Origin of the sequence: Roseiconus lacunae (assembly GCF_008312935.1) — a bacterium.
GTDB classification, from domain to species: Bacteria; Planctomycetota; Planctomycetia; order Pirellulales; family Pirellulaceae; genus Stieleria; species Stieleria lacunae.
Map to the genome: position 1 here is coordinate 152,795 of NZ_VSZO01000002.1, position 19,951 is coordinate 172,745.

Here is a 19,951-nt window from a genome sequence, read left to right on the forward strand (position 1 = left end):
AACGTCGATCGTAGTGACGGACTTCTAAGCAGGCAAACACGAGTCTTTGGGTTTAAACATCTTTGGGTTTAAACATCTGGATAACACCTTCCCGCTTGCGGGAGGGTCGGACGAGCAAACGGCCGGGGAGGGTGCCCTCTCCGGGCCTGAAGGCCCGACTCTCCCAGTGGGAGAGTGAAATGACTTAAGCCGAATCTTTCGTGTTCAACTGCTTAGCTTCTTGGGATGCCTTCGAAAAGAGCCGAACCGATTCGAACCATGGTCGCCCCGGCGGCGATAGCTTCTCCGAAGTCACCGCTCATTCCCATCGATAATTCTGGCAGTCGCCGGTCGAGTTCACCTTCGAGTTCGTCACGAAGTCGGGCGACCTCGGCGAACTGTCTGGCAGCTTCATCGCCGGCGGTTCCCCAACCGGCCATGGCCATCAGGCCGAGCAAGTTTACCGATGCCGGATCGCAATGCTTGGCGAGGCGGCGAATTTCTTCGACCGATAAGCCGGTTTTGTTTTCGTCCCCACTGACGTTGACTTCCAGTAGAACATCGGTCACACAGTTTTGATGTCGAGATTCTTCTTCGATCGCCCGCAATAGGCGTTCGCTATCGACCGAGTGGATCAGCGGCCGGTGTTTTAGTAAACGCCGAAGCTTGTTCGTTTGCACGTGACCGATCATGTGCCATCGAAAGTCTTTGGGGACAGTCAGTTCGGCCGCTTTTTGCCAGAGCACCTGAGGGCGATTTTCACCAAGGTCTGCGCACCCGACGTCAATCAAACTTTGTGTCGTCGAGGCATCGACATATTTAGTGACACCGATTAAGCGAACGCTTTCGCTTGGTCGACCGGCGGCCGACTCGGCTTGACGAATCTTTTGAACAACGGCTTGGTAGTTCGCTCGTATCTGATCGATCATTTTCACTCGTGATCTTCGCTTCCTTCGACGACAACAAGCTCTTCCCAGCTTTGGTCGTGGGCATAGAATCGGGCGGCAAAAAAATCGACGATCATTTGCTTTCCGAAAAAACTTCGCGGGCCACCTTCATGGAGAGATCGGTAAAGGATCCACTGGGATGCTTCGGATTGGATACGGAATGCCGACGCTGTCGAATGCGGTACGGGTTCTAATTGTTCAGCGACGGTCAACTGTCGCCAGGTTCGTTTCGACGAAAATCGTTTTTTGTTGAGATCAATCCATAGCGGTGAAAACAGTTGACCGACACCGCGATCCGTCCATTGCAATTCACCTTCGTCATTCACGCTTAACCGCTGAGAACTCGGTGCCGTTGTCCACTCGTCTGCCGCAAGCGGAAGAAGCAACCCTTGACTAGTTTTTGACTTAAACAGCATCTCGGTCAAGTCGTCCTGTGATGTCAATGTGACGGAATCGGAGATGGGAATCGTCGAACGATACTCAATTCGTCGTTCCGAATTTTCGGGAGCATTCCGATAGTCTGTTTGAACAATCGCGTCGGCGATCAAACAACAGCGATCTTCGCGAATCAAAGCGACTTGCCGCTGGACCGCGAAGCCGTCATCGTACGATTGTTCGAACTCAAGGTAATGAACATCATCGTCAGTGTATTCGCAGGTCAGTTCCCAATCGGTGACCGGCTTGAGTTGGATCCCATCGACGTGAAGCGACGTCTTCCAACGACCGGACAACAATACGGTTTTGCCCGTGGCCATTTCGAAATGAAACTCCTTGCCGCGATAATCTAGGAACACCCGTCCGCGACGCGCATCCCAATCGGGTAAAAGACAGGCTAACTTTGCCCCTTCGTGATGCATCAGTGACTCGGGCAGGGATGTCATCCAGGTCAATCGCCGGATCGATGGCGTTTGGCCTAACAAAGCATCGATCGTCGGAACAAAAACCGGTGGATCTAACTGCGCTGCTTGTCGCAGCAAACCCGTCGTGCGTGTATCGCCCCATCGCCCGTCCGACTTGGGGACGAATGCCGTGCTCCCATCGCCACGTGAAAGGGCGAGCATCCAAGTTGTCAGTTCACGCGCGACCTCGTGCAATTGGTCACTTGTCTTTCGAATCTGCTTTGCCTGGCGTTTGTTAAGGCTGAAATGCTCGCTCGCAAACTGTGCTGACAAGATCGCGGCGAGCCAGGAATGACAACGCAACACTGACGCGAGAACCAAACGTACGTCTTGCGGATGCTCCAGTGCCGAACACACACAGCGCTCGGGTTGCTCGGCCCAGCGGGCGATCGACGACAACGACGTCTCAAACATGCGGCGGCAAGATGGCAACGGCTGAAGTGTCAGACTAAGCGTCAACCCAATTTCACCCGTTGCGATCAGGTACGCCGGGTGCGAAGCATCCTGATCAAGCCAACCTTCACGCAACTCTTGAATCGTACCGAGCCATTCCCACCAGGTAGGTTCATCGAGGTGTTTGAGCAGTCCGGGGAGGGCCGCCGCGGCAATCGCCAGGAGGCTCGACTGTTTCAACTCGTCACCGGCGAATGTGGCCAACTCGAATAGATCACCGGTGAGCCGAGCGAATTCCAAAGCGCGAAATCGATCCGCTGTCACCGACGCATCTGCAGCTAACCGAGAAAGAAACTCGATGAAGATTTCATCATCAAGCGGCGAAAAATTCGCCGGCGAGATGCCCCAGCGATAGACCTCGCCTGCTTTGGTTGAATCACCAAAGATCTTTTTTATGGGAGTACTCTTTCGTTGTTGGGCAATTTGTTTGCGAAGCGTCACCCATTGCGGCGAAATCGGCGAGTCGACGTTTGAGGACGTTCCTGGCAATTGGCGCGTTGGTTGGTCGAGTCCCTGGGACTTGGAGATTTGCATCGATGGACGCTCGGGGCTGGCGATTGCTGCCGTTGAGGATTTCGCAGACTGGCGAGACATACGAGATAGACGAAGAAGAGTGAAGATCCCTCTGCCCCGGTTACTGAAAGGCGATTGACAGGATCGAGCGGTCGGGAAGAGAAGGCAAAACGGACAAGCCGTGGCTGATTCAATGGCTAGCCGGGCTGTGAGGAATGAGTGAATGTTCGGGTTCGGCTCATCAGCCGACGAGCGTTCGCCCCGGTGATTGCACCGAAACCGTAGCGAACGCTCTTTGGCATCCGTCCTGAGGGCGATAACCTAATGATCTGTTGACAGCCACCCGGACCGGGCGATGAATAGCGCGGCATTGAATTTGCTGAACTTTGAATTTGCCTAAGTTAACTAGTCCGGATCGAGCGTGCACCTCCCCCCAGAGATTAGGACTTGTCGTGATTGCCAAGTTATCCAATGTCATTTTAATTGCGTTGTTCGTGACCGTCCCCCTCGGGGTCGTAGGCTGTGGCGGCCGTAGCGAGACAAGTGAGTCGAAATCACCTCAGGCTGGTTCGTCGAATCTCGAGGGTGAAAATGGCATCGTGGGTGATACCGATTCATCCGTCGAGTCTTCGTCTGAAATCGCCGCAGCCCCGTCCGCTTCGTCTGAATTGAAAGCAGATGAAGTTACCGAAAACGTGCCTGCCAAGGAGCGATCCCTCCCCAGCCTCACGTCACCGGAAAACACGCCTACCGAGATGGCCGACGATGCGACGCCCCTGGCGACTCCGAATTCGCAGTGGAATCGCGGCCCATCGGCGCAAGAGATCGCGGCGAAGGCATTCGAGCCACCTCCCGGAGCGACATCGCTGAGCAAAGAAGGGCGGCTCTGGATTGACCCTAAAAAGAAGCGAGTTTACATCGATGGCTATGTCGCGATGACGCGTGGCCCACTGGAAATGTTTGCGTGCCCTGCCGGTACCAAAGAACATGAATCGATCGTTGCGGCACTCAGCCGTTCGCGCGATGCCCATGCGGCTCTCCTGGCTGTCGAGGCAAGCCCGGGAACCCCGGTGCGATTTCGGCCTGAGTATGTCCCTCCGACTGGCCAAGTCATCCGCGTCTGGGTGTGCTGGTACGATTCGGACGGAAAATTTCATACCGTCGATGCCCGCGAGTGGATTCATGACCTGGACACCGGCAAAGCGATGGCGACCGAGTGGGTCTTCGCCGGCAGCGGTTTTTGGCAAGACCCTGAGGACAATCGTGAATACTACGAAGCTGATTCGGGTGACATGATTTGCGTCTCGAATTTTTCGAGTGCGATGCTGGATGTGGCGATCAGCAGTAGTGCCGATGCTGATGCGTTGCGTTTTGAGCCCTTTGAATCAAAGATTCCGGCCCGCGAAACCCCTGTGCGATTGGTGCTCGTTCCGGTCCCCAACCCTACCGATGAGGCTGATTCAAAAGCGCAGACACCGGACCAAATTCGGCCCACTGCCGATGACGTTCCGCGATCGAAAGAAAGCGAGAATTTCACAGAACGTTCTGCTTCTTCGTGATCGCGAAATGCAAATGAAATCCGGATTGGCGGTCGGGCGTCTGCCGATCCCGCACGATTGATTCAATCCGAACCGCGCTCATAGCCTGATTGGACTATCTCCCTCCCGACTGCAAAAGGTGGTGTACGGCAACAAATGCGAACCTAGGGTTTTCGGACATCATCGCTCGTGTTGAGCGATCGACCGTTTCGGAACCAGGATCATGGCTGTATCACCACTAAAACAGAAGCATTGGTTCAGGCTGAGCAGCCTGATCGTTTGCACTTCACTTGTCACACTCGCGACGCTGCACCATCTCGATCTTCAAAATCGATCGGTGCTGATACTCTGTTATGTCGCGGCGATCGCGTCGTTGCATATTTTGGTCGCCAGCTTTCGGGATCACGCACCATCGACCGACCGATCTGTTGGCACACCTTCTGAGCAGCAGCTTGCGGCGGCTCGCACCCAGACGCTTCAGCAAATTGAACGCGAATTCAGGACTCCGTTGACCACCATTACGGCGATCAGCGAAGCTCTGCTTGATGTCGGTGGCGGCTGCCAAGATTCCGCGACCGATAACACAGACCGTCATCGTGATGCAGACCAGCGTGAGTTTTTGCGTGACATTCATCATTCTGCGCTCGATGTGCTGAACTTTGTCAACGACATATCTGACTGCGAAAAGGCATCTGCCGGGGCGATTCGTTTGATCCCACAACCGGTGGCTCTGATCGATCTGATGGACCGATGCCTCGCGATGCTGACACCGCGGGCAGAAGAGAAGGGGCTGACGCTGACCGCTCAAGTCGACGACGAATTAACCGAAGTGATCGCCGATCCGATTCGCTTGCGCCAAATCACCTTGAAGTTGATTTCCAATGCGATCAAGAACAGCCAATCGGGCGGCATGGTGATTGTCCAGGTTCGCCCCGACGAAGGTCGATGTTTCCGAATCACGGTTCGCGATACCGGGCAAGGAATGACTTCGGACCAAATGAAGCACCTCTTCGATCCCTTTGTGCAATCGGACGACGAGCGCCAGGGAATCGGACAACGATTCGATATGGCGATCGTGAAGCACCTGGTCGAACTACACGGTGGCTCAATCGACGTACAAAGCGTTTTGGGATCGGGAACTCGATTGATGGTGCGCATTCCACGAACATGCGACCTCGCCAACCGGGTTCATCGAACCCCCGAAGATCGTATCGCACCGCTGGGTAAGCGGGGACGTCGGCGGGAGATCGGTAGGCCTCAACCGTCGTGAGTTTCGGTCTGATTGATAAGAACGAACTAGCCAATGAAGGAAAACTGCATGAATCACGATTACGAAAACCGTGTTCACGAAATCGGCAACCACGACGGCTCGGATTCGTTTGTTCGAACGGATTCCCAGTCTGATCATTGGATTCATTCGAAACACGAATCAGCCGTAGGCATCGATGCCCCACGCAAGCCGCGGGTGTTAATCGCTGATGGTAACGCGACGGTGCGCAAATTGATCCGGTGGGCGCTGCGTGACGATGAGTACGAGATCGTCGAAGCGAGTAACGGTCCGGATGCCTACGTTTTGGCGACCGAATCTCCGGAGCCGATTGCGATCCTTCTGGACGCAAATCTCGGTGGCGGAATGACCGGTCACGACGTTTGTCGTTCACTCAAAGACGACCTGCAGTTCTGTAAGATACCGGTCATCATGCTAGTCACAATCGGATCGCATGAGGAGATTTCGGATGCCGTCGAGGCAGGCGCGGATGAGGTATTGAGTAAGCCGATTCACCGCGACGAATTGAACATTCGTATTCGTTCGGCTACTCGATCGCAACGAGAAAGCCCTGCATCGATCGATATCGAAAGTGTCACTTTGACGCTCGCACATCTTATTGCGATCAAAGACGGTTACAGCAGTGGTCACGCCGAACAAGTCGCCAACTATGCCGTCGCGTTTGGCAAAACGCTTGGGATGGATCACGAAGATCTGCGTTTGTTGCGATTCGGAGCGATGCTCCACAATATCGGAAAAGTATCGATCCCTGACGCGATCCTTGAAAAGACCACCGCGCTGACGCCTCGTGAGCGAGCGATCATTCATCAACACCCGCGGGTCGGCAGCGACATCTGTGTGTCACTGAAACAACTTGAGCCGGTTTTGCCGATTATCCGGCACCACAAAGAGCACTTTGACGGAACAGGCTTTCCCGACGGATTACGCGGAGATCAGATTCCCTTGAAGGCACAGATCGTAGGGATCGCAGACGTTTTCAGCGCGTTGACGAACGATCGATCGTTTCGGAGGGCCAAAACTAAGCTCGAAGCGATCGAAATCTTAAAACATCGCGTCATCCAAGGAATGCATGACCCAAAATTAGTGGAGCAGTTCTGCCAAATGATCTTGGCTGATTCGCTGCCAGCAGCAGACACTCCGAATCGCGAAGCAAATTTGGAGACGTCTTTCGCTCCCATTGTTTCGTCGTCACTACAACATTCCACATGACATCCGAAAACAAGAATATCCTTCTCGCGGAAGACAATCCGGGATTGGCTCGCGTGTTGTCATTCAAGTTTCTGAGCTGTGGATTTGAGCCAATCACTTGCGCCGACGGTCATTCGGCGTGGTGCGCTTTCGAACAGCAGGAGATCGCTGCGGTAGTCACCGATCACGAGATGCCAGGGCTGTCGGGACTGGAGTTGATCGCCAGAGTGAAACAAGTTCGGCCGGACATGCCCTGCTTTTTAGTAAGCGGTAGAAAACTGGAACTGGTCCGTGACCGGCGAGTGAAAGAACTTGGCATTGTGGATGTTTTTGGGAAACCGTTTAGTCCTTCGTCCATCGTTAATTCGGTCGCCGATTCGCTGAAGATCGCGCTCGTCGGACCACCGATTGTGCTTCCCATTCGATTTCCTGCCACCGCCGGCGGTTCATTCATCCCAGGGCCCAGTCCATGAACTCGCATGACATTGATCCTTCGGAACACAGTCCGTCAATCCGAGCCACGGGCGGCCAGTTGCGTCAACTTGATCAATCGATGGCCGCTCGTTTGGCCGAGCAAATTGAACTGTCGATTCGCATCGCCGCAGACGATGACGACACAACGTTGATCGTTCAAGCGAAATCGCAGCCGGGAAAGGTTCAATTAGAAACACGTGGTGAACAGGTTCGGTCGGCACTCGCGCTCCCTCAAGGCTCCGTCGCCGTTTGGGAATGTGAATCCGGTCACGCCAAGCGGATCGCCAACCACGCCGCCGCGGTGCTTCAATTGGCGATCACGAAACATGAAAATAATCAACTGCTTTCCGAGGTACAGTCACTGACCAACCAAGTGATGCAAGACTTCGAAGAGTTGTCACTGATTCGTACGCTCGCTTCGAGCTTGGAATTGCCACAATCGACAAACGACATCGATACGTTTGTCGTCTCTTCCTTGCTGCCGTTGGTAAGTGGCGTCGGGGCTGAATCAATCGCGGCTGTCTTGACAGACGACAATCAGATGCGGGCACCGCTCTGGACGGGAAAGAAACTTCTGTCCAACGAAGCGACTTGGAATCTGATCGAACGGCTGCGTGACGAAGCCGCCTCGCGGCCTGTCGTGCGGAATCATGATATCGGCTGTGATCCCGATTGCGATGATTTGGTGCACGAGATCATGTTGGTCGAATGCGCCAGCGAAGCAAGAAAGCACGGTTGGATTTTGTCCTGCAATCGCATGCGTGACGAAAAAGATGATTTACCGTGGGCCCAGTTGGGATTCACGACCGTGCAGGCTTCTCTGATGGAAACGGTGACTAACCAATTGGCGTCGCAGCTCAATAACATTCGCTTGCTTCGTCAGAAAGAAGAATTGTTTACCGATGTGATTCGAGCATTGGTCAACGCCGTCGAGGCACGAGATCCCTACACGTGTGGCCATAGCGAACGTGTCGCCTCGTTTGCTCGGCTGATCGCCGCGAAAATTGGATTTAGTCCATCCGAATGCGAACGGATCTATCTGACCGGTCTTCTACACGATGTCGGCAAGATCGCCATTCCCGACGGAGTTCTTCAGAAACCGAACTCACTGAATCCGGAAGAGCGAGAGATTATCGAGACGCATACGGATTTCGGCTGGCGAATCCTCCATGAGCTTGAAGCGCTCCAAGACATTTTGCCGGGTGTGCTCTACCATCACGAACATTGGGATGGTGGCGGGTATCCGGATCGGCTTGTCGGCGAGAACATCCCCATCGATGGTCGTGTCCTAGCCGTATGCGATGCCTTCGACGCGATGACCAGTGACCGGCCTTATCGGCGTGGCATGTCGGTCGAAAAAGCCATTGGTATCCTTCAAGGTGGTGCCGGTCAGTTCTGGGATCCTAACCTCGTCAACGTGTTCGCACAGCATCTAGACGAGATTGATCATGTTCGACGCAGTCATCGCCCACGCGTTCCGATCACACGCCCCGCACCGATCGATGGTCAGCCAGTCATCGGAATCGCAGGAGTTTCGGTCTCGTCGATCGCTAACTTAAGCGAATAGGCAACGGATAAAGCAACGCGTTTCGGTACTTCTCAATCGAAGGTCAAAGCAACGGGCAATGATAGCTCGCCGATGCCTCCGCGGCTTCCGATACGATGCTGATACACATTCACGCGGCATGGCGTTCGACGCGTGCGCCGCTTTGACTGACACGCCGCAGGAGTGCGTGGTAGTCACCGGGTTTCGCGATGACTCGCTCGAACCCCGCGGTCTTGGCTTGCTCGCAAAGTCGTGGAGTCACGAAATGGCTGATCAAAAGATGCTTCGTCCTTGCGGGCACAGAAGAGACGACTCCGTTAAGCGGTTTTCCGCGCGTCGCTGAGTCATCCCACCAATACTCATCAATGCCTTGGATCGAGTTTAACGCATCCGGGCGACAGATCACTGCGGGCATCGCACCGACCGAAGCAATCGCAAGCAACGCCTCGGCCATCATTCGGTCCTGAGACACGATGGCCAAACTGCGTGGCTTCGAAGAGAGCGAGTCGATCACGCCACATTCTCGCAAGCGTTGTGGCAATCGGTTCTGCCAGCCATGCCACCAAATTCCTTCGGTGGCAAACGTTTCGGTCGGCGAAGGGCGACTGCCCGCGACCAACGGTCCGAGTAGCAAAAGCCTGACTGCGTGTGGGTGCTGCTCGCAGATTTGCTCCCATTGCACGCCCCGATCGCTCGCATCGTTTGGCTGACAAAGCAGAATCCCATGGACATCGCTTGCCGGTCGAACGAGGGCGTCGTGAAGCGTCCGCCGATAGGCCAGTTGGGAAACACTCGTTTCACAAAAATCGTAAGCATCACGAAATGGCAATGCAGAACGATCGCCGATCCAAAGCAGGGTGCCGACACTCCGATCGAGCGGCGATTGTAGTCCGATCGTCGCGGCGGTTGAGTTTCTGGGCATAGCGACAGAGATCATTAAGAACGAGCAATGATCGTCGCCTTTACGGCGGGCATGGCTAAAAGCGGTCGAGCGTGATGCCAGCGGCTACACCGACATCAGTGTTTCGGCTTCGTGCAAGCAGTCCCATGCTTCACGCGATGTCGAACACTGACGGAGACGATCTAAAAAGGAATCGACCGAGATCAATCGGCTGATCTTGGCAAGATTACGAAGGTGAGCGGCATCGTCGTAAGAGCAGATCAAAAAAAAGATGTCGGTCATGTGACCGGTATCGGAGAACGGAATCCGAGCCGGACTGACGGCGAGCCCGATCACCGAATCGGCGAGGATCGAGGTCTGCGGCCGTCGTGGGTGCATCAAGGCGACGCCGCAATCGAGCGCCGTCGGGTGCATCTGCTCACGGCTCTTCACCGCGTCGGCCATCGCCGGTGCGTCCCACATCAAGCCGGACTGGGAAACGATATCGCAAAGATTGCGTATGACCGATCCGCGCGTCCGCGCCGAAAATGGAATTTCAATCGTCGCCTGGGTGCAAAGTTCATGGATGGGGCGATCAGAGGATTGATCCGTCATGCGATCGACGACCTTCTGCACCTGCTCCAGTTGGGCTGAGTCATCACTTGCGCCGATTCGTTCTTCCAACCAATGATGGATTTCTGCCTCGCTGAATCTCCATTGCCCACTAACGCGTCGCCCCGGAATACGACCTCGCATTGCCATCTTTTCTACCTGTGACGGCGTGATGTGAAGGTATTGGGCAAGCTGGGCTAAATCGAGGTCTTCCATCAGATCTTCGTTCGTTCAAACGCCATCGTCGACGCGGTGTGCTTTCAGATTCACTTTGCAAACTGCGGAGCAATTAGCAAACTGCTGGCACTGTAAGTCAAACGGGGCAGATCTAGCAACGAGATAGTTTTTAGTTTCTGGGCGGATTTTCTAAAGTTTCACCGCATCGCCGAACTCTCGCTCTTGACCGCGGCGGTCATCGAAAGCTATTCCCGAATCAAATCCCGGTCTCGGACCGCTTTCGTTTCATGAAGACGCAGACCCTCGAAGCTTGAACGCCTCACTTGAATCCTGTTTGATGAATCTGACTTCGGCCGGTCGATTGCTGCGCTGGGCATGGCTGATGATTTTAATCCAGTCGATGCCCCACGCCGAATTACAGGCACAAACGGGTGGCTCATTGGATGTTCCACAGACACGTTTAGCGCCGCTCGGAACGACGCCGCAGGGGATGCCTTCCCAGCCGGGGATGACTTCGTCACCTGCGGGAATCACTCCCTCATACGGTGCCGCACCGGCGACGTCCCTCGGCGCCCCCTCGATTCCGTCGGGTTCGTTTGATCCTTACGCGGGCGGCCCCGCCGGCGGTTATGTTCAGCCATCGCCCTACAGTGGTCTTCCCATGACCGGCGGCATGTTCGCCCCCGCGACGCCGTCTTACGGGGCCGGACCGACCTATGGCGGTCTAGCCAGTCAGCCGCCTCCGATTTTAGGAGGATCGACGATCGGGACCCCCTCGGTGATGTCCAATGCCTTCGGCGGCGCGCCGGTCGCAATTCCATCGAGTGGTTACGCGGGACCGCTATTCGGCGGCGGAGGCTATGGAACAACCATGGTCGACCCGGCACTAACGGCCCCCGGTTACGGTGCGACCGCGTACCCATCGGCCAGTCCATCGACGCTATTTCCCGGCGGAATCATTCGTCGTCCCGGTTCACTGCTTCCGCCGATCGATCCCTATCGTTTGATTCAGCGTGTCCGATTGCGTCACACGTTTCTTGGTGATCCCGGCGACAGCTCCGATATCAATACGACCGACATCGCGTTTGCGTTTGCGTTCCAACGATTTCTTTGGTCCAGCCAGCCATTGTTTGTCGCCCCATCGTTTTCGTGGCATCAGCCTCACGAATACGACTTGTACGATGCGTTCGTCGACTTTGCTTGGCAATCGGATCCGAGCCAAATCGCAGGCATGGAACTGCAGTTTGGCGCCGGTGTGTTCTCGGAGTTCGGCATCTATGACACCGACAGTATTCGTTTGCGTGGTCGCGGTTTAGGCGTGATTCGGCTTTCCCCGGCAACGACGTTTAAGCTTGGCGTGCAGTACTATGATCGGCAGCGGGTCAAGATCCTTCCCGCGGGCGGATTCTTCTGGCAACCCAATCCCTTCACAAAGATCGATTTCTACTTTCCACAACCAAGGGTATCGCGATTCCTCGCCACGTTGGGGACCCAGGATGTGTGGTGGTATCTTTCCGGTGAGTACGGTGAAGGTTCTTGGACGCGACGCGTCACGGGATTGGAACGGCAAATGGGCGGGATCGACATCGCCGGTGATGAACGCAAAGCGGACATCAACGACATGCGTGTCATTTTTGGGTTGGAGCTTGGCCGCAGTGAATTAATCCGCGCGGGTCGTCGGACTTGGTTTGCCGAAGTTGGCTACGTTTTCAATCGCGAAATCTTTGTCAACGAAGCATTGCATCAAGATCTCGACGACACCTTCATGATCCGGCTGGGAGTCGGCTACTGAGCGATGCTCCGTCGCTTCGCCGACGTTGCCGATTGGCAACAACGATGATGCGTTTCGTCATCATCAACTTCCAATCCGAGCGACTATGTTGAGATTTCATCGTCGTTGAGGACGAATTCAAGGTCTGGCACACGGAGTGCTTTTTCGGGCGTCCATGATGCCCCAGAAATCACAGCTCAGTTTCTTGCCAGCCTTTGCGACACTGGTTCTGTTGGTCGGCTGCTCCCCTCCGGCGACCTTTCGTCAACAACAAGGGAGTGTCTACGCCACGCTTGATTCCCCGGCTGCTTTCCCGACCGGGATGCGGCGAACCAAAGATGGCTGGGAAGATGCCTCGACGTGGCATTGGAAATCTGTCGACGTCCCCCAGTCGCTTCCCGGATGGATTGAAGAGCACAAACAGCGCGAGCCAGGATGGATCCGCCGAGTCATGGACCGAATCCGGTCGACCCCGCCGCTGATGGTGGGTGTCATTCAAATCGCTTCGATCGCCGCAATTACCGCGATCGCTCAATCTTACCGCAAAGTCTCGTCGCGACCGCAGGACGGGACACCCCCAGCGGTTGATTACGACCCATGATTTGACGCGGCTGGCTCGATCGGCCGCGTCGCGAACTCCGATGACTTTCCCCGTTTCCACTGCACGTCGGCTATCATAAGCAACGAAGCGACGTACAAACCCTGATGCCAATCGGACAGTGTTGCTGTGACACGAATCCTACTGACCGCTTTCGAGCCCTATGATCGATGGAAAGACAACAGTAGTTGGCTTGCCCTGATCGACTTTACCAGTTGGTATGACGGAAGCCATGACATCACGACGCGGCGCTATCCAGTTGACTTGCCCAAACTGCGACAGCAGTTACGCGAGGACCTCGCGGCGAACTATGATTTCGCCATTCATTTAGGCCAAGCCCCCGGGGCGAGCCTGATTAAGCTTGAGGCGGTTGGGTTGAATATGAGAACCAACGGAGAACCATTGTTGGTTGACGCACCGGCTGCCTATCGAACCAGCCTCGATCTGATTGCTTGTCAGGAACGATTGCTCGCCGCAGGCATTCCCACGTCGGTATCACACCATGCCGGAACGTATCTCTGCAATGCGGCGTTGTACATGAGTCTGCATTACAGCCACGAGATGGGGCGACGCACCGAGAGCTTGTTTGTGCATCTCCCGCTGACTCCCGCCCAGGTCGTCAGTGACGGCTCCAGCCATGCCAGTATGAGTACGCCGATGGAAAGCGCCGCGATCGCGTTGATCGTCGAACAGCTTGCCGAAGCTCCGTCGCATTAAGCCAAGCTTGCGATACGTCGGCCCCACATGGATGTGTCGATTGGTGTGAGCCGCGGTTTCGGCGCAGTAACCGAGGCTAACGCCCATCGGCTGATGAGCCGAACTTAAGCATGGAATCGAGACAAAGCACGAATACTCCGTTCCGGTTCGGTTTTTGAATTAGCCGAATGGCGTTAGCCACGGTTTCGTTGCATCGCTCGGCACCACTGCCCATCGACTGATGAGCCGAACCCGACATCGGGTTACGCGCGACTGAAACGGCGATACTCGGAGTTTTCGCGGTGATCACGCGCTGTGGGCAAATTTTGATGGCTGAAAGGAACCAAGGCTCCGGCAGGAAACTGAAATGCTTTGATGTCTGGATGTGCGGTTCCCTCGATCAATCCCACTTTCACGACCGTGCCATCCGCCATCTCAAGGGTGTATTCCAGGTCTTTCATCACTTACCTAATCGTACGTTTACTGCTAAACCAAAGCACATCTAACACGGTCTAGCTCAGCCAATTCAAGGGTCTTCCGTGCCAATGAAGAACGCGATTGTTCTCAGTAAGTCCGCATCAAGTTTGGAATAATCTTCAGCTTCTTTCAGATTGATGGCTCGATCGGTGCCTTCGCCCCTTTGCTTGGGGGATTGATGGCTGCGGCAGACCTACTAATGACAACGGGAACTTACGCCAAGAAAAAGCATCGCTCCAACTGGAATGGCGGAAAGTACCGCAATCCCGCAGGTGACTCATGGCCACCCGTTTTGACTGTTGAGATTAGATTCCCTCGGCAACTGAAATTTCGTCAACTAAAATGACGAGTCGAAAACCGCGACTGGCGATCCAGACGCAAGTCTTTCGTCAACAGTTTGAAATCAGGTTTAGCCGCATGGCATTAACCACGGTTTCGTCGCAATCACCGGGTGAACGCCCGTCGGCCGATGAGCCCAATGCAAACATTGAATCAAGACAAAGCTCTAGGTTGGCAATTCACTGCCAGAAGGAACTTCGAATCGGCGGGGGCAGCGACTTAATCACCTAGGCCGTAGTCTTTGATTTTTTTGTGCAGGGTATTGCGATTCATTCCCAGTCGCGAAGCCGCTTTGGTTTGCACCCCGCCGCATGCGGCCAGTACCTGAGCGATCAATTCTTTTTCCACCAGATCGACGACACTCCGGTGCAACTCGCTGGAATCATCGCCGGCTTCACGAATCCCGGATTGCACCACCGATTGAGTGAGCGCCTGGAAATTCCGCGGCTGGCTTTCGCCGGAAAGTGATTCAGTATTCAGCGGTTCATTTTCGGTCACGCAACGAGGCAGCAGTTCGATCAGCAGTTCATCGGTTTCCGCCATGACGACGGCGCGTTCGACATAGTTCTGCAGCTCTCGAACGTTTCCGGGCCAGTGGTAGTTTCGCAATGCTTCCATCGTGCCTGGGCCGATGTGAACGACATAGCGATCGTTCAGTTCGTTGTAGTAGTCAAGAAAGTGAGAGACAAGTGCGGGGATGTCGTCACGACGCTTCCTGAGTGGCGGGATCTCAATCGGCACCACATTCAATCGCCAGTAAAGGTCTTCGCGGAATCGGCCGGCCCGAACTTCGCCCATCAAATCACGGTTGCTCGCCGCAACGATTCGCACGTCGGTCCGCAACGTATTCGTGTCACCGACGCGTTCGAATTCTTTTTCTTGAAGCACGCGTAGCAGTTTGACTTGCAAGGTCAGCGAGGTGCTGTTGATTTCATCGAGAAAGATTGTGCCCCCCTGGGCCGCTTCGAAGCGACCGGTTCGGTTGCTGACGGCGCCGGTAAACGCGCCGCGAACGTGACCGAACAATTCACTTTCCAGCAAGCTTTCGCTGAGTGCGCCACAGTTGACGCGAACGAAGGGGCGCCCACTACGATGGCTCAGGTTGTGGACCGCACCGGCGACCAGTTCCTTTCCGACGCCGGTTTCTCCCAAAATCAGCACGGACGCGTTGCTGACCGCGACACGTCGGGTGACCCGAAAGACCTCTCGCATCGCCGCACAATCACCGATGATCCCCGGTAATGCAGTGTCGTGCGTCGTTGTCGCTGAATTGCCAAGCATTTCGTTGGGCGTCGATGCGATGGTGGAAGGCTCGCCGGCCGGACGGAATGGAGGATTCCAGACCGCCGATGGAACTACTGTTTCGTTGGACGATCACCCGCTCCGCCTAGACGATGCGATGCTTCCGCCATCGTCCACGAGCTACCGAAGAAATTAGCGTTTTATGCCGCTGACTGGTAGGCGGCGTGAACTAAGGACGCATCGAGACGCTTTGAAGCGCGGTTTGTGCGACTTTACGGAATCGCGAGCGGTCGCCGATCGACAGTGCCGGCAGTCGTCGCTTGGATTCGACCTCGGCGATCGCATCGGCAAACGCTGACGTTCCACCGGGCAGCGGGACCACAAACACCGCCGGTGAACGATCGCGGTCCCATCGCATCGAACGGGTTTCCAGTTCAGCCGAGGCGATCGCGTCAGGGTGGACCGAGTCGTCGCTGTAAAACACGATCGGTACTTGCCGGCCCCGGGGAAGACGCCGGATGCGATCGACCAGTTCAACCGCGGTGGCGTCGCTCAATTGAATTTTACTGACCACCATTCGCAAGTCACCGCCCTGGGCGACCATGCGTTCGGCTTCGTTGACCGAGGTCGCCAACTGAACCCCGTAGCCAAGGTCTCCTAAGATCGTTTCTTGACTGACCGCGATCTCAGGTCGGGTTTCGATCAAAATCGCAGAGGGTTGATCGGATAGTGATGCCATTTCAGACAACGTCCGTCGAACTTCGCTCGACCCCGGGAAATGGAGCGTCTTGCCCTCGGCTTTTGCGGCGTCGATTAAATCGGCAACAACCGACGCAGCCTCGTAGCGAACCCGCGGTGAGACGCTGTCGATTGCGGCTTGAACCAAGGGGGAACGCTGAGCACCGATCCCATAGAGTAACTCTTCTGTTGCCATCGTTTCCAAAACGCGAATCAATCCGATGATCGCCGGCGTGTCACCGAGTTCACGATTCTCGTTGACCGCCGTCAACAGCGATTCCGTGTTGAACGTAGATCCATAGGTCTTGGAAAACCGGTCCAGTTGATCTTGATCGCCCCAATCAAGATCCGCCATTACCCGTAAAGCGAGGTCAGTCGAGAACACCGATCGGCTCGCCGTCGGCGTCAGATTTGGAAGTCGCCGAAGTTGCTGTGCGATGTCGTACGCTTGTCGGTAAGCGTCGTACAACTCAGTGCTGCGGACGGCCGTCACCCCGGTTCGATCTTCGGTGATTGACCAAACCGTAACGCCGGTTTGACTGTTGTTGGTTTCTCGAGCATTCGCACGCTGTTGAGCCAAGCGATCGGCTAGATAATCCGCCGCTTCTGCCGGTGAACTGACGCCTGTCAGTCGACTTGCCACCCGTTTCTCAGCCGGCGTCGCATTGGATGCAAATTGTGCCCCCAAGGACCAGACCAAACTTCGCTCTTGTTCGGCGATCGACTGAAAGGCGACCAAGGCATTCGCACGGACTTGATCAGAACCGTACAACGCCAATTCGCCAAGCGCATTGATTCCCTCTGGGCCGAAGGTTTTGAGGACACCGAGTACCTTGCTTAGTTGCGCCGGTGGAAGCCCACCGCCGATCGCCCCTGCCATTTCAGCGATCGCGGCCTCACCGCCGCGGAGCAACGTTCGATTGGCTGCCAAATTTTGATCCACCGAATCACCAGCCAGATCTGCGATTGCGGCAACGAGTTTCGGCCGCGACTGGTTCTGCTTTTTTAAGGCGTCGGACATTTTGGTGATTGCCGTCCGCGCCGGTTCGGTCATTTCTTCACGCAGCGAAAGACGGAGTAAGACGTCGGGGCCGATTTGCCGGGCCGCGTCGGCCAAGACTGACGCGTCCTCGCTTTCTGCCAGTTTCTCTGTCCAGCGAACCGCCTCTGACCAGGCACCGACTCGGACCAATTTCGCGATCGCCTCGGCAAGATTCGCCCCACCCTGCGCCGCTTGCGTTTCAATTTGCCGAACCAACTCGTCCGGTTTCACGGATTCTGCGGCCGTTTCTGTTTCCGTTTGAGCGGCTAAATTCGGTGCGATCAACACCGTGAGCGACAATCCAGTGAGCAGCCAGGTAGGGGCGAAACGTCGAAACCACATGGGGGAAGTCTACTTGAAGGCGAAAAGCGACGAGTGAAGCGTCTATCTTAATCGCCTCTTCGAAAAAGTTGTGGCCTCGTCCCTAAGAAGCCGAGTGAATGCGTCTCGCGTCAAACCTTAGCAACCGACCACTCGCCATAATCGGACATTGAAGCACCACTTTCGGAACACTTTTGGCACTTCGCGGTCGGCCGGATGGTAGCATGGGGGGCCGGATACCGGCAGATGACGAACGAAGATCCGTGCGTCCAAGACAGGTTCGTTCGTCTGCACTTGTGATTCCACGCCTCCGCTCTTACGCCTGCCCCCGCACAGAGGTTTCTGCTTGCTCTTCGTTCAATCTTCGATGCGACAATCTATTTTTAATCTGCCGACTTCCGATATCACAATGCGACGACCGACTGGGCTGTCACTGGCATTCCTGCTCTTGATCGGCACCCAGTTTCTTTCGGGTACGGTCCTGTCGGCCACCGAGTCCTCCGGTGATCCACCTAACATCGTAGTGATTTTGGCCGACGACCTGGGTTGGAATGCGGTCGGTTATCACAACGCCAAATTCAAAACGCCTCACATCGATTCGATCGTTCGGGACGGCGTCGAATTAGATCGGTTTTATGTTGCGCCGATGTGCTCGCCGACTCGGGCGGGATTGATGACCGGCCGATACCCGATCCGCTATGGCCTAGCGCGGGCGGTCATCCCACCGTATCGTGATTTCGGTTTACCGACTGACGAAACCACGCTACCAGAGGCTCTTGAAACACTTGGCTATCAACACCGCGGTATCTTCGGAAAGTGGCATCTCGGTCACCGACGCTCCAAATGGCATCCGCTGATGCGTGGCTTCAGTCATTTTCATGGCCATTACAATGGCGCGATCGATTACTTCGACTTGACCCGTGAAGGTGAACGTGATTGGCAACTCGACTTTTCGCCATCGGAAGAGCAAGGATACGCAACCGGACTGATCGCAACTGCGGCCGCCTCTTGGATTCGTGAGGTCGCCGAAGCGGACACGCCGTTCTTTTGCTACATCCCTTTCAACGCACCACATTCCCCTTTCCAGGCTCCCGAAGATGCGATCAAAGCATTCGAATCCTTGAAAGTCCCCGCTCACCGCAAAGAACCGACTCGACGCCAAATCTATGCCGGGATGATCTGGGAAATGGACAAGGGCATCGGCCAAGTCCTCGAAGCAATCAAAGACTCGGGAGAAGAAACCAACACGATCGTTCTGTTTTGTAGCGACAACGGCGGTGTGGGTAACATTCGAGAAAACAATGATCCTTTGCGGGGTAGCAAACTGACGGTTTACGAAGGCGGCATTCGTGTCCCCGCGGCGATCAAATGGCCGAAGAGGCTGCCTGCCGGACAGAAACTGGAACAAGTGTGTGGCTACATCGATGTGATGCCGACGTTATTAAGCGCCGCCATCAATTTAAAGCAACCAAAAACCAATCATCCGCTCGACGGGATCGACTTACTTGCCGGATTAACAAAACCGACCGAAGCCGAACAACGAACTGAATTTGATCGCCCATGGTTTTCGTATCACGGTCAAAGCGGCGAAGGGTCAGAACACTTGGCGGTCATCGACGACGGATGGAAATTGAAGGTCAATGGTCCGAGATTCGTCAACATCAAACAATTGACCGGTGATGTTCACAAAGTCGAACTGTTTCGTCTCGCCGACGATCCGACGGAGTCACGGAACTTGGTCAGCAAGCATCCGAGGATTCGCGATCGCCTTGGCAAGCAACTGGCCGAGTATCGATCACTGCAGCCCTCAGAAAGTGTCTTGCCTTACGCGGTTGGGAAAGATGGCTTTGTTGCACCGTCAAAGTGGCAACTCGATTCCAAGCAACCGAACCTACGGATCGGTACTTCGCCCTTTGATTCTCGGCTGGATGGCCGAGAGTAAAAAATGGAAATGCGTTGCTCCAACTAAGAATTCCGTTCCCAGGTTTCAGCCTATGGTCATCAGCCCCGGTTGTTGCTCAGCAATTGCAACGGCCCTCATGCGGCGAATCCAAAACTGCACCGGAACGAAGCAATCGTTCATCGTGTCGATTCAAACGAGCGTTTCTGATCGTAGCTGAAACGAACGACGCGCTGGGCGACTGTGGTGTTCTGAAAGGCTAGTTCCATGTGCCATCGTGTAATATCGAGCAATGCCCGCGGTGCTCCCAGCAAGCACTTTCGTGCGAGTGTG

Annotated in this window: 16 protein-coding genes; 9 read left to right on the forward strand and 7 right to left on the reverse strand. The window is 55.3% G+C overall.

Annotation, left to right across the window (positions count from 1 at the left end; genetic code table 11):
* Window positions 1-212: 212 nt before the first annotated feature.
* Complete coding sequence (locus tag FYC48_RS06940) at window positions 213-908, reverse strand: YggS family pyridoxal phosphate-dependent enzyme (protein ID WP_149495974.1); 696 nt, start codon at window positions 906-908, stop codon at window positions 213-215.
* A 2-nt stretch (window positions 909-910) separates the two neighbouring features.
* Window positions 911-2,812 (reverse strand): hypothetical protein, encoded by a 1,902-nt coding sequence (locus FYC48_RS06945; protein ID WP_149495975.1) that lies wholly within the window; start codon window positions 2,810-2,812, stop codon window positions 911-913.
* A gap of 431 nt (window positions 2,813-3,243) precedes the next feature.
* Here FYC48_RS06945 and FYC48_RS06950 point away from each other — a divergent pair, with 431 nt between their 5' ends.
* From FYC48_RS06950 to FYC48_RS06970, 5 genes are all read left to right on the forward strand, one after another.
* Window positions 3,244-4,350, forward strand: a complete 1,107-nt coding sequence (locus tag FYC48_RS06950; RefSeq protein ID WP_149495976.1) for a YdjY domain-containing protein — start codon at window positions 3,244-3,246, stop codon at window positions 4,348-4,350.
* Between the two features lie 202 nt (window positions 4,351-4,552).
* Window positions 4,553-5,599: a sensor histidine kinase gene (locus tag FYC48_RS06955; RefSeq protein WP_149495977.1), complete on the forward strand. Its 1,047-nt coding sequence runs from the start codon at window positions 4,553-4,555 to the stop codon at window positions 5,597-5,599.
* Window positions 5,600-5,647: 48 nt separating this feature from the next.
* Window positions 5,648-6,826 (forward strand): response regulator, encoded by a 1,179-nt coding sequence (locus tag FYC48_RS06960; RefSeq protein WP_160149370.1) that lies wholly within the window; start codon window positions 5,648-5,650, stop codon window positions 6,824-6,826.
* A complete protein-coding gene (locus FYC48_RS06965; RefSeq protein WP_149495979.1) occupies window positions 6,823-7,278 on the forward strand; it encodes a response regulator in 456 nt (151 codons plus the stop codon). The genes FYC48_RS06960 and FYC48_RS06965 overlap by 4 nt, the downstream gene beginning before the upstream one ends.
* Window positions 7,275-8,846 (forward strand): HD-GYP domain-containing protein, encoded by a 1,572-nt coding sequence (locus FYC48_RS06970; protein WP_149495980.1) that lies wholly within the window; start codon window positions 7,275-7,277, stop codon window positions 8,844-8,846. The genes FYC48_RS06965 and FYC48_RS06970 overlap by 4 nt, the downstream gene beginning before the upstream one ends.
* Window positions 8,847-8,955: 109 nt before the next feature.
* On the opposite strand, the gene FYC48_RS06975 is transcribed toward FYC48_RS06970, so the two are convergent.
* The gene (locus FYC48_RS06975; RefSeq protein ID WP_149495981.1) at window positions 8,956-9,747 is read right to left on the reverse strand and encodes a hypothetical protein; all 792 of its coding nucleotides are present in this window, start codon (window positions 9,745-9,747) and stop codon (window positions 8,956-8,958) included.
* A gap of 84 nt (window positions 9,748-9,831) precedes the next feature.
* Entirely contained in the window at window positions 9,832-10,533 is a 702-nt protein-coding gene (locus tag FYC48_RS06980) for a PTS sugar transporter subunit IIA (protein WP_149495982.1), read from the reverse strand.
* Between the two features lie 298 nt (window positions 10,534-10,831).
* Between FYC48_RS06980 and FYC48_RS06985 the strand changes: the two genes are divergently transcribed.
* The 3 genes from FYC48_RS06985 (at window position 10,832) to FYC48_RS06995 (ending at window position 13,580) form a co-directional block, all read left to right on the forward strand.
* Window positions 10,832-12,286: a hypothetical protein gene (locus tag FYC48_RS06985; protein ID WP_149495983.1), complete on the forward strand. Its 1,455-nt coding sequence runs from the start codon at window positions 10,832-10,834 to the stop codon at window positions 12,284-12,286.
* Between the two features lie 157 nt (window positions 12,287-12,443).
* The gene (locus tag FYC48_RS06990) at window positions 12,444-12,866 is read left to right on the forward strand and encodes a hypothetical protein (RefSeq protein ID WP_160149371.1); all 423 of its coding nucleotides are present in this window, start codon (window positions 12,444-12,446) and stop codon (window positions 12,864-12,866) included.
* 126 nt (window positions 12,867-12,992) lie between these two features.
* Window positions 12,993-13,580 carry a pyroglutamyl-peptidase I gene (locus FYC48_RS06995; RefSeq protein WP_149495985.1) on the forward strand — a complete coding sequence of 196 codons (588 nt, stop codon included), beginning with the start codon at window positions 12,993-12,995 and terminating at the stop codon, window positions 13,578-13,580.
* Window positions 13,581-13,822: 242 nt separating this feature from the next.
* Here the strand turns inward: FYC48_RS06995 and FYC48_RS07000 are convergent, their stop codons facing one another.
* The 3 genes from FYC48_RS07000 to FYC48_RS07010 all read right to left on the reverse strand — a co-directional run bounded on the left by FYC48_RS07000 (window position 13,823) and on the right by FYC48_RS07010 (window position 17,739).
* Entirely contained in the window at window positions 13,823-14,020 is a 198-nt protein-coding gene (locus tag FYC48_RS07000; RefSeq protein WP_149495986.1) for a hypothetical protein, read from the reverse strand.
* A gap of 574 nt (window positions 14,021-14,594) precedes the next feature.
* Window positions 14,595-15,587: a sigma-54 interaction domain-containing protein gene (locus FYC48_RS07005; RefSeq protein ID WP_230776554.1), complete on the reverse strand. Its 993-nt coding sequence runs from the start codon at window positions 15,585-15,587 to the stop codon at window positions 14,595-14,597.
* A gap of 259 nt (window positions 15,588-15,846) precedes the next feature.
* Window positions 15,847-17,739: a response regulator gene (locus FYC48_RS07010; RefSeq protein ID WP_149495988.1), complete on the reverse strand. Its 1,893-nt coding sequence runs from the start codon at window positions 17,737-17,739 to the stop codon at window positions 15,847-15,849.
* Between the two features lie 388 nt (window positions 17,740-18,127).
* Between FYC48_RS07010 and FYC48_RS07015 the strand changes: the two genes are divergently transcribed.
* Entirely contained in the window at window positions 18,128-19,660 is a 1,533-nt protein-coding gene (locus tag FYC48_RS07015; protein WP_149495989.1) for a sulfatase-like hydrolase/transferase, read from the forward strand.
* The last annotated feature ends 291 nt before the right edge of the window (window positions 19,661-19,951 follow it).

Excerpts from the sequence above, each read along its gene's own strand:
- FYC48_RS06940 (WP_149495974.1), bottom strand. The coding sequence starts at position 908 with ATGATCGATCAGATACGAGCGAACTACCAAGCCGTTGTTCAAAAGATT.
- FYC48_RS06945 (WP_149495975.1), bottom strand. The coding sequence starts at position 2,812 with ATGCAAATCTCCAAGTCCCAGGGACTCGACCAACCAACGCGCCAATTG.
- FYC48_RS06955 (WP_149495977.1), top strand. The coding sequence starts at position 4,553 with ATGGCTGTATCACCACTAAAACAGAAGCATTGGTTCAGGCTGAGCAGC.
- FYC48_RS06960 (WP_160149370.1), top strand. The coding sequence starts at position 5,648 with ATGAATCACGATTACGAAAACCGTGTTCACGAAATCGGCAACCACGAC.
- FYC48_RS06965 (WP_149495979.1), top strand. The coding sequence starts at position 6,823 with ATGACATCCGAAAACAAGAATATCCTTCTCGCGGAAGACAATCCGGGA.
- FYC48_RS06970 (WP_149495980.1), top strand. The coding sequence starts at position 7,275 with ATGAACTCGCATGACATTGATCCTTCGGAACACAGTCCGTCAATCCGA.
- FYC48_RS06975 (WP_149495981.1), bottom strand. The coding sequence starts at position 9,747 with ATGCCCAGAAACTCAACCGCCGCGACGATCGGACTACAATCGCCGCTC.
- FYC48_RS06980 (WP_149495982.1), bottom strand. The coding sequence starts at position 10,533 with ATGGAAGACCTCGATTTAGCCCAGCTTGCCCAATACCTTCACATCACG.
- FYC48_RS06985 (WP_149495983.1), top strand. The coding sequence starts at position 10,832 with ATGAATCTGACTTCGGCCGGTCGATTGCTGCGCTGGGCATGGCTGATG.
- FYC48_RS06990 (WP_160149371.1), top strand. The coding sequence starts at position 12,444 with ATGCCCCAGAAATCACAGCTCAGTTTCTTGCCAGCCTTTGCGACACTG.
- FYC48_RS07000 (WP_149495986.1), bottom strand. The coding sequence starts at position 14,020 with ATGAAAGACCTGGAATACACCCTTGAGATGGCGGATGGCACGGTCGTG.
- FYC48_RS07005 (WP_230776554.1), bottom strand. The coding sequence starts at position 15,587 with ATGCGAGAGGTCTTTCGGGTCACCCGACGTGTCGCGGTCAGCAACGCG.
- FYC48_RS07010 (WP_149495988.1), bottom strand. The coding sequence starts at position 17,739 with ATGTGGTTTCGACGTTTCGCCCCTACCTGGCTGCTCACTGGATTGTCG.
- FYC48_RS07015 (WP_149495989.1), top strand. The coding sequence starts at position 18,128 with ATGCGACGACCGACTGGGCTGTCACTGGCATTCCTGCTCTTGATCGGC.